Raw genomic sequence first — 9647 nt, forward strand, 5'->3', positions numbered from 1 at the left:
GTCCGTATTTACGAACCCGAATCCGGATATACGGCCAACGTAAGCGGCGGGCACGCTCCGGTCAAGGCATACGCTTGAGGACCAGGTGAGCTAGAGTTCGTATATACGAACGCAGGGAGGATGTCGATGAGCGAGTCCGCCGCACGGGAACACCGCACGGTGAGCCGGGTGACCGGCATCCTGGAGAGCGTCGCCCGCGAAGGCGGCGCCCGGATGCACGAACTGGCCGCCACCCTCGACGCGCCGAAGTCCTCGGTGTTCGGCCTGGTGAAAGGCCTGGTCTCCACCGGATACCTGGTCGAGGACAGCGGCGTCTACCGGCTCGGCCCGGCACTCGCGAACCTTTCGCCCGCGGGCAAGCCGGACATCGTCGCCGCGGCGCGGCCCAGTCTCGAAGACCTCCGCGCGGAGTTCGACGAGACGGCCACCCTCAGCGTCGGTGTGGGCGACGCGCTCATCTACCTCGACACCGTCGAATCCGGGCAGCTGATCCGCTACTCCCCTCCCCTGCGCGTCCGGCGGCCGCTGTACCCGCCGAGCGCGGGCAAGGTGCTCCTGGCGTACCTGCCCGAACGACGCCGCGAGACGTACCTGGCCTCCGTGCTGCCGGAGGACCGGATCCCGGCGGCGCGCGCGGAACTCGACGTCGTCCGCACGGACGGTGTCGCCTTCAATCGCGGCGAGACGCTGCCCGACGTCAGCGCCGCGGGGGGGGCCGGCGCCGGGGGGGGGGGGGGGGCCCCCCGCGCGCCCCCCGCGCGGGCGCGCGCCCCCGGCCCGGCCCGTCCTGATCGGCGGCGGTCCCGCCGCCGTCATCGCGGTCGCGGGCCCCACCTCCCGCATCCTCGACCGGCTGCCCGCGATCGCCGAGGCGCTGATCGACGCGACCGCCGCGATCGCGGGTCGCTTGTCCCGCCGAGGTTGACAGTCTCTAAGGGTTCTGGGGCTGTGGATGTGCCCGGAATGCCGTGAAGGCCTCGTTCACGGCCTGGGGAAGCACCCACCAGCAAGCCCCTACAAAGGATGTGACGGTAGTCACAAGCATTCGCCGATTGCGAGTGTCGAGAACGCGGGGCCCGGTCCGTCACAGGGGCACGAGCGGCCAGGAGGGCCGCACGGAACCGGGAGGCGATCATGACGATCAAGCGGATGGATCACGTCGGCATCGTGGTCGAGGATCTCGCGGCCGCCATCGCGTTCTTCGTCGAACTGGGCCTGGAACCGGAGGGCCAGACGACCGTCGAGGGCGCATGGGCGGACCAGCTCATCGGACTGGACAACGTCCACACGGACATCGCCTTCCTGCGGACCCCGGACCGGCACAGCCGGGTCGAGCTGTCGACGTTCCGCACGCCCGTGTCCAGCACCCCCGCGCCGAGGGCGCCGGTGAACGTCCCGGGCATCCCCCGCCTCACGTTCGTCGTCGATGGCCTCGACGACCTCCTCGACCGACTGCGCGGGCACGGCGCCGAGCTCGTCGGCGAGGTGGCGCGGTACGAGGACTACTGCCGGTACGCCTACGCCCGGGGCCCAGCCGGGGTCATCATCGGGCTGGTCGAAGAACTCGGCTAGCACCACGGTTCCCTCACGTCGTCCCAGGAATCGCCAAACCCTCCGCACCGGAAAGGACCGCCGCCATGGCCGTCGCCGCCGACCTCGACCGCGCCACCGACTCGCAATGGGACTGGGTCGCCGAGCAAACCCGTACGTATCTGGCCTCGGGCGGAACCGAGGGACACGAGTCGAACGGCTTGTACACCCTTCTGCTCGCCACGACCGGCCGCAAGACCGGCATTCCGCGTCGCGCCTGCCTGATCTACGGCACCTCGGGGGACGACTTCGTCGTCGCCTCCAAGGCCGGCGAGGACGACGATCCGGACTGGTTCAAGAACCTCCAGGCGGAGCCAAGTGTCGGCGTCCAGGTCGGCACTCGCCGCTTCACCGCCCGCGCCCGCGTCGCCTCCCCTGCCGAACGCGCGACCCTCTGGCCCCAGATGACGCGCATGTTCCCGCTGTACGACGAGTACGCGCAGAAGACCGGCCGCGTGATCCCGATCGTCCTGCTCACCCCCGTGGGCTGACTCTCGGTCAGGATCCGGCCACACGGTGCCGAGAACGTCCTCGACGCGGTAGAGTCGAACATATGTTCGCTACCGACGTCGCCGCGTTCACCGACCTCGATTCCTTTGTGGACATCCCACGCGTCGAAGGGCTCTGGCTCTCCCCCGACGGACGCCGAGTCGTGGTCGGCGTCGCGACCCCGGATCACGTCCGGAACCGCTACACGACGGCGTTGTGGGAGGTCGCCCCGGACGGCGCGCTCCCGGCCCGCCGCCTCACCAGGAGTGCCGAGGGCGAATCCGGAGCGGCGTTCACGCCCGGCGGTGATCTGCTGTTCGTCTCGGCGCGGCCGCATCCGCTCGTCACCGGCGAGGAGACCGGTTCGCTGTGGCTGCAACCGGCGCGCGGCGGTGATGCCCGGCTGATCGCCGCGCCGTCCGGCGGTGTGCGCGGAGTCGTGGTCAGTGAGACGGGCACCGTTGTCTTCGGCTCGACGACACCGTCCTCGCCCGAGGCCGGGGAAGCACGCGCGGCCGCGAAGGTTTCGGCGATCCTGCACGAGGAATTCCCGATCCGCTTCTGGGACCACGATCTCGGTCCGGAACGGACGCGGCTGTTCGCGGCCGCGCTGTCCGGCGAGGAAGCCCCGCTCGGTCTCGCCGATCTCACCGGTCACGTGGGCCGGGCGCTGGACGACGAAAGCACCTGGGACATCACGCCGGACGGGCGCGCCGTGGTCGCCGTCTGGACGGTGGCCGAACCCGGTGGCTCGCAACGGCACACCCTCGTCGCGATCGACGTCGCGACCGGGGAACGCCGCGTCCTGCTGGACGATCCCGCCCACGAGTACCACGCGCCCCGCATCTCACCGGACGGCGACCAGGTCGTGGTCGAAGTCGAGCGTCGGCCCACCGCGGACGACCCCGAGGACCGATACCTCGGCCTCATCCCGCTCACCGGCGGAGTGATACGGCCCCTGGCCCAAGATTGGGACCGCTGGCCACGCTCCCCTCGCTGGACTCCGGACGGCGAGGCGGTCGTCGTCACCGCAGACGACCACGGCCGGGCGCCGCTGTGGCGCGTCGACGTCGAGACCGGGGCGGTCAGCAGGCTGACCGGGGATCACGGCGCGTACACCGATTTCCGGATTTCCCCGGACGGCTACTGGGTTTACGCGCTGCGCTCCGCCGTCGACAGCCCGCCCGCGCCCGTCCGGATCGCCCTCGACGGCACCTCGATCGAGGCGCTGCCCGGCCCCGCCGAAGCCCTCGACGTCGGCCTCCGACTACCCGGACGACTGGAGGAGGTGACCACGACCGCCGACGACGGCACCCCGCTGCGCGCGTGGCTCGCGCTGCCACACGAGGCGTTCGCCGACGCCCCCTCGCCGCTGCTGCTCCAGATCCACGGCGGCCCGCACATGTCCGCCAAAAGCTGGCACTGGCGCTGGAATCCGTGGCTCGCGGTCGCTCGCGGATACGCCGTCCTGCTGCCCGATTACGCGCTTTCCAGCGGCTACGGCGCCGACTTCATCCGGCGCGGCTGGGAGCGGCGCGGCGACACACCCTTTCGTGACCTCATGACCATCACCGATGCTGTGCAGCGGCGCCCCGACATCGACGCGGACCGTGCCGCCGCGAACGGCGCGTCCTATGGGGGTTACCTCGCGAACTGGATCGCCGGGCACACCGGCCGGTTCGCCGCGATCGTCACCCACGCGTCCATCTGGGACTTCGACACGTCGGCGGCCACCTCCGACCTCGCATACTTTTTCAAGCAGCAGCTATGCGGCGACGGACCGGCGAAGGACTCACCGCACCGGTCCGCCGACGCCATCACCACCCCCATGCTCGTCGTCCACGGCGAACGCGATCACCGCGTCCCGATCGGGAACGCGCTCCACCTGTGGTGGGAGCTGTCCGCGCGGTCGAAGGCCGACAGCTCGGGACCGCACAAGTTCCTCTTCTTCCCCGACGAGGGCCACTTCATCCGGAAACCGCACAATGTCAAGGTTTTCTACGCGACGATGTTCGCCTTCCTCGACCACCACGTGCACGGCGTCCCGTGGCAACGGCCCGAACTCCTCGGCTGATCCTTACGCGGAAACGGGTTCGAGTACGCCGAACCACCGCCGCATCGCCGTGTCGAGGGCGGCCAGCTCCGCGGTGTCCGGGCTCGCCGCATCCGACGCCCACGCCACGTAGCAGTCCGGCCGCAACAGCAAGGCCGTCGGCCCGCCAGTCATAGCGCTTCCGGTGACGATGTCGACGCGGTCGGTCAGTCCTGACCACGCCGCGGCCACTGAGCCGTCCTCGGTCAGATCCACCAGGAGCGGCCGCGCGGTCCGCGTCAGCTCCGCGAGCCGGACGATGTCGTCCCCGACGCGCAGTTCCAGCTCCGGCGCGAACCGGCCGACAGCCGGATGAGCGCCGGGCACTCCCATGTCGTACCGGACGTCGGTGCCCGCGATCAGTTCGGCGACCCGCCGGACGGCGTCCCGGTCCGCCAGCAGATCGGTGAACAGCTCGCGCAACGCGGTGACCTCGGTGCCCGGCGAGATCAGCGCCTGCTGCGCGTCGGCGTGCGTGATCATCCGGCCGGCCGCCCGTCGCCGCTCGACGTCGTAGGTGTCGAGCAGGCCGGAGGGTGCCTCGCCGCGGATCTCGGCGGCGAGCTTCCAGGCGAGGTTCACGGCGTCCTGCAAACCGAGGTTGAGCCCGGACCCTCCCGCGGCGAACACATGCGCGGCGTCGCCGATCAGGAACACCCGCCGGTCGCGGAACCGCTCGGCGACCCGGGTGTTGCCACCCAGCAACCGCCGCAGCAAATGCGGCCCGTCACCCTCCGGCGGTGTGAACGGGATGTCGACGCCGAGCACCCGGAAAGCGCTTTCCCGGAGTTCGCCGAGACTCATCGGCTGAGCGGGTTCGGGCTGGTCCCACTCTGTGGTGGCGATCGTGGGCGGGTGGCCCGGCAACGGGGCGTAGGAGAAGCCGCCGCGCTCCGTGCGATGCGGCAGGAATGGCCGCACGGCACCATGTCCGGGGACGCGCAACGCCCCGGTCGCCGTGTCCAGCCACTCCTCCGGAAGCTGGACGTGCGCCATCCGCGTCGTCGTCCGGTCGTAACTGACGCCGGGAAAACCGATGCCGGACAGCTTTCTCGTCGCGCTGTGCGCGCCATCCGCGCCGACCACGTAGCGAGCGCGCAGGCGGTAGGCCCCGTCCGGGCCGGACAGGTCGAGCGCCACACCGTCATCGTCCTGCGTCAGCCCGATGAGTTCGTGTCCGCGCCTGATTTCCACTCCGAGTTCACGCGCGCGATCCTCCAGCACCTCCACGATCCGCGGCTGGGGCACCGGGAGGACGTGGAGCGGGCTTTCGTCCAGCACGCTCAGGTCCACCGGCAGGCCACCGAACATGAAGTAGGCCGAGTTCGGCACCGGAGACTCGGGGCCTCCGCCGAGCCGCTCGTGCAGGCCACGCTGGTCCATCATCCGCACGACCTGCCCGAGCATTCCGTTGGCCTTCGGCTGGTCATCGGGTACCGGCAGGCGTTCCAGCACGATCGGCCGGAGCCCGGCCAGTGCCAGTTCACCCGCCAGCATCAGGCCGTTCGGCCCAGCGCCGACCACGGCAACGTCAGTGATCATCATGACTTTCTCCTTGTATGGCGGGAAAAATGGCAGGGCGAAGCCGCCCGGCGAACACCGGGCTTCATCTGTCCACAAAGGTCTGTCAGGGGGTTGGCAGGCCCGCGGTGATCAGCTCGAAGACCTTGTCGAGCAACGGCACGACCGAGCCGGACGGATCGTCACGCAGCCACTGCCCGACGGCGACCGCGCTCCCCGCACCCGCCACCGCCGCGACCAGCCGCGGGTAGACGTCGTGCGCGACATCGGTGCCGGTCCGCTCGGCGATCGCCTCGGCCAGCTCGTCCTGCGCCACGGCGTCGGCACGCAGGACCTCCGCCCGCACCGCCGGTTCGGCGAGCACGAGCCGCAGCCCGTCCAGCCAGCGCTGGTCGCGTTCGGACACTTCGGCCGTGTCCCCGCCGACGTCGTACTGGGCTCGCACCGACGTCGCCAGCGCCTGCCACAACGGTTCCTCGGCGGGCCGTGCCCGCAGTTCGTCGGCGATCCGCAGCGCGCGATCGAGATGACCGGCCGCGATGGCCTCCGCCTTGCCGGAGAAGTAGTTCCGGAACGTCCGCACGGACACGTCCGCCGCCGCGGCGACGTCCTCGACCGACACGTTCGGCCAGCCGTGCTCGACGCACAGCCGGATCGCCGCGTGGCTCAACGCCAGCCGTGTCTCACGCTTCTTGCGCTCCCGGAGGCCCGTGCGGTCGTCTGCTGCCATGTCGGACACTCTATGCCCAAAGTTGCCGGATCGGCAAGTTTGCCGTTTCGGCAGTTTTTCGTGGACCTGCAACCCACAGAGAAAACTTCAACGCGAGGTCGTATAGAGCGTTATACATCAGTCGCGAGTGTGCGCTCAGGTGAATGTCCATTGCGGACGGTCTACTGTGGAGCGGTCACCGTTGTGCTGCCCGCTCCGATGGCGGGCAGCACAACGGGACGTGCTCAGGCGCCGGTCAGGCCACGGCGCTTCAGCAGCGGCTCGATCTCCGGATCGCGGCCGCGGAACGCGCGGAAGGCGGCCATCGGGTCGACGCTGCCGCCACGGCCCAGCAGCTCACGCCGGAAGTGGTCGCCGTTCGCCCTGCTCAGGCCGCCGTTCTCGGTGAACCACTGGACGGTGTCGGCGTCCAGCACCTCGCTCCAGATGTAGGAGTAGTACCCGGCGCTGTAGCCGCCGCCGAACACGTGGTTGAAGTACGTGGTGCGATACCGCGGCGGCACGCTCTCCAGCGCCACGCCCGCCTTCACCAGCGCGTCGGTCTCGAACCGCTGGACGTCCTCGACCTGATCGTCGACGCCGAGCCCGTGCCACGCCTGGTCGAGCAGCGACGCGGCCAGGTACTCGGTGGTCGCGAAGCCCTCGCCGTACTGCTGCGAGGCGAGCAGCTTTTCCACCTGCTCGCTGGGCAGGGCCTCACCGGTCTCGTAGTGCTTGGCGTAGTTCGCCAGCACCTCGGGCCACAGCATCCACATCTCGTTGACCTGCGAGGGATATTCGACGAAGTCGCGCGGCACGTTCGTCCCGGAGAACGTCGGGTAGGTCACCGACGACAGCAGCGAATGCAGCGCGTGGCCGAACTCGTGGAACGCCGTCACGACCTCGTCGAAGGTGAGCAGCGTCGGCTCCCCCGCCGGCGGCTTGCCGACGTTGAGCACGTTCACCACGACCGTCTTGCGTTCCAGCAGCCCCGACTGGTCGACGAAGTTGTTCATCCAGGCGCCACCGCGTTTGGACTCGCGCGTGTAGTAGTCCATCAGGAACAGGCCGAGCGCGCTGCCGTCGGCGTCGAAGACCTCGAAGATCCGGACCTCCGGGTGGTACTTCGGCAGGTCTTCCCGCTCGGTGAAGCTCAGGCCGTACAGCTTGCCCGCGGCGTGGAAGACGCCGTCGATCAGCACCCGGTTCAGCTCGAAGTACGGGCGCAGCGCCTCGGTGTCGACCTGGAACCGGCTCCGCCGCACCTTCGCGGCGTAGAACGCCCAATCCCAGGGCCGCAACGTCGCGCCCGGCTCGTCGGCCTCCAGCAGTTCCTGGAGTTCGGCCGCTTCGGTGCGGGCGTTGGCCACGGCCACCGGCGCCAGCCGTTCGAGCAGGCCCACCGCAGCCTCGGCCGTCTTCGCGGTTTCGTCGGCGATGATGTACGCCGCGTGGTTCGGATACCCCAGCAGCGCGGCCTTTTCCGCGCGCAGCCGGACCACCTCCGCGACGACGGCGTTGTTGTCGAACTCGTTGCCCCGGTTGCCGCGCGAGACCGACGCGGTGAAGATCCGCTCTCGCACCGCGCGGTTCTCCAGTGATTCCAGCGCGGCCTGCGCCGTCGGCAGGGTCAGGGTGAGGACGTACTTGCCGTCCTCACCCCGCGCCGTCGCGGCCTCGGCCGCCGTCGCGATCGCGCCCTCGCCGAGCCCGGCCAGCTCGGCGACGTCGTCGATGACGACCGCGAGTTCGTTGGTGTCCTTGAGCAAATGCTGCTGGAACCGCGTCTGCAGCGTCGACAGCTGTTCGTTCAGCTCGCGCAGCCGGGCCTGCTCGGCCTCCGGCAGCCCGGCGCCCGCGCGGGTGAAGTCGGTGTGCCGTCGTTCGAGCAACCGGACGGACTCAGCGTCGAGCCCGAGGTCGTCACGGTGCTCGTGGAGCGCGTTGATCCGCGCGAACAGGCGCGGATCGAGGTGGATCGCGTCGGCGTGCGCGGCGAGCTTCGGCGCCATCTCCGCCTGGATGGCCTGGATCTCGTCGGTGGCGTTCGACCCGGCCAGGTTGTAGAACACGCTCGACACGCGGTTCAGCAACTCCCCCGCGCGTTCGAGGGCGACGATCGTGTTCTCGAAGGTCGGTTCGTCCGGATTGCCCGCGATCGCGGCGATCTCCGCGGTGTGCTCGGCCAGCCCCTCCTCGAACGCGGGGCGGTAGTGCTCGTCCGTGATGCGGTCGAACGGCGGCAGGGCGTAGGGCAGTTCGCTCGCGGTGGCGAACGGATTGTCCGGCGAAATCATCGGGTGCGCTCCTGGTCGAATCGGCGTTGCCGCCACCCTACGGGGTTTCCGGCACCCACCGGCACGGCTTTCCGTAGGGGATCACGCGATCCGTCACCGTCCGGTGGAACCCCCGACGACGGCGTCACTGGCCCCGGACGCCCGCTTCGCCTTGCCCTTCTTGGCCTTCGGCGCGGGCGGCACGATGCCCGTGAGGTCGCTGCCGTGCTCGTTGACGCGGAGCACGAACGGGCGTGTCTCGGTGTAGCTGATCGCCGAAACGGACGCCGGGTCCACGACGATCCGCTGGAACGCGTCGAGGTGCTGGCCGAGCGCGTCGGCGAGGATCGCCTTGATCACGTCGGCGTGACTGCACAGCAGCCAGACCGCGTGCTCGCCGTGCGCCGCGGTGATCCGCGCGTCGTGTGCCCGGACCGCGGCGACCGCGCGGGCCTGCATCGCGGCGAGCCCCTCCCCGCCCGGGAACACCGCTGCCGAGGCGTGCGCCTGCACGACCCGCCACAGCGGTTCCTTGTACAGGGTCTTCAGCTCGCGGCCGGTCCACTCGCCGTAGTCCACTTCGGACAGACCGGGCTCGACGTTCCTGGTCAGGTCCCGCGCGGCGGCCAGCGGCGCCAGCGTCTGCTTGCAGCGCAGCATCGGCGAGGTCACCAGCTCGGCCAGCGGCACGCCGTCGAGCCGCTCGACCAGCTTGTCCGCCTGCGACCGTCCGGTCTCGTCGAGCCCGACCTTCGGCGTCCGCCCGGCCAGGATGCCCGAGCCGTTCGCCGTCGACCGGCCGTGCCGCACCAATATCACCGTACCCACGAGCCCTACCCTACGTGCCGATCACAGGGACGTACGCCGTGAAGGCCCGCGTTTCCGGCCCCCCCCGCGGGGGTGGGGGCCGGCGGGTCCCCGGGTTGGGGTGTGGGGGGGGGCCGCGGTGGGGGGGGGGGCGGCGGGGTAG

Annotated in this window: 8 protein-coding genes; 4 read left to right on the plus strand and 4 right to left on the minus strand. The window is 70.3% G+C overall.

Translation table 11 applies throughout. The features are described 5' to 3' along the window. Positions 1-126: 126 nt before the first annotated feature. The 4 genes from ACFWY9_RS13355 (at position 127) to ACFWY9_RS13370 (ending at position 4153) form a co-directional block, all read left to right on the plus strand. On the plus strand, positions 127-972 hold the full coding sequence (locus tag ACFWY9_RS13355) for an IclR family transcriptional regulator (protein WP_378338966.1): 846 nt from the start codon (positions 127-129) through the stop codon (positions 970-972). 162 nt (positions 973-1134) lie between these two features. Continuing rightward, positions 1135-1572 carry a VOC family protein gene (locus ACFWY9_RS13360; RefSeq protein ID WP_378323366.1) on the plus strand — a complete coding sequence of 146 codons (438 nt, stop codon included), beginning with the start codon at positions 1135-1137 and terminating at the stop codon, positions 1570-1572. Between the two features lie 65 nt (positions 1573-1637). Then, complete coding sequence (locus ACFWY9_RS13365; protein ID WP_378338967.1) at positions 1638-2081, plus strand: nitroreductase family deazaflavin-dependent oxidoreductase; 444 nt, start codon at positions 1638-1640, stop codon at positions 2079-2081. A 62-nt stretch (positions 2082-2143) separates the two neighbouring features. Beyond that, a complete protein-coding gene (locus ACFWY9_RS13370; RefSeq protein WP_378338968.1) occupies positions 2144-4153 on the plus strand; it encodes a prolyl oligopeptidase family serine peptidase in 2010 nt (669 codons plus the stop codon). A 3-nt stretch (positions 4154-4156) separates the two neighbouring features. Here the strand turns inward: ACFWY9_RS13370 and ACFWY9_RS13375 are convergent, their stop codons facing one another. From ACFWY9_RS13375 to ACFWY9_RS13390, 4 genes are all read right to left on the minus strand, one after another. After that, complete coding sequence (locus tag ACFWY9_RS13375) at positions 4157-5713, minus strand: FAD-dependent monooxygenase (protein ID WP_378339007.1); 1557 nt, start codon at positions 5711-5713, stop codon at positions 4157-4159. Positions 5714-5798: 85 nt separating this feature from the next. After that, positions 5799-6422 carry a TetR/AcrR family transcriptional regulator gene (locus tag ACFWY9_RS13380; RefSeq protein ID WP_378323370.1) on the minus strand — a complete coding sequence of 208 codons (624 nt, stop codon included), beginning with the start codon at positions 6420-6422 and terminating at the stop codon, positions 5799-5801. A 224-nt stretch (positions 6423-6646) separates the two neighbouring features. Then, on the minus strand, positions 6647-8698 hold the full coding sequence (locus ACFWY9_RS13385; RefSeq protein ID WP_378323371.1) for a M3 family metallopeptidase: 2052 nt from the start codon (positions 8696-8698) through the stop codon (positions 6647-6649). Between the two features lie 93 nt (positions 8699-8791). After that, entirely contained in the window at positions 8792-9505 is a 714-nt protein-coding gene (locus ACFWY9_RS13390; protein ID WP_378323372.1) for a histidine phosphatase family protein, read from the minus strand. Positions 9506-9647 lie beyond the last annotated feature (142 nt).

This window comes from Amycolatopsis sp. NPDC059027, assembly GCF_042739735.1.
In the GTDB taxonomy this organism is placed as follows: Bacteria; Actinomycetota; Actinomycetes; order Mycobacteriales; family Pseudonocardiaceae; genus Amycolatopsis.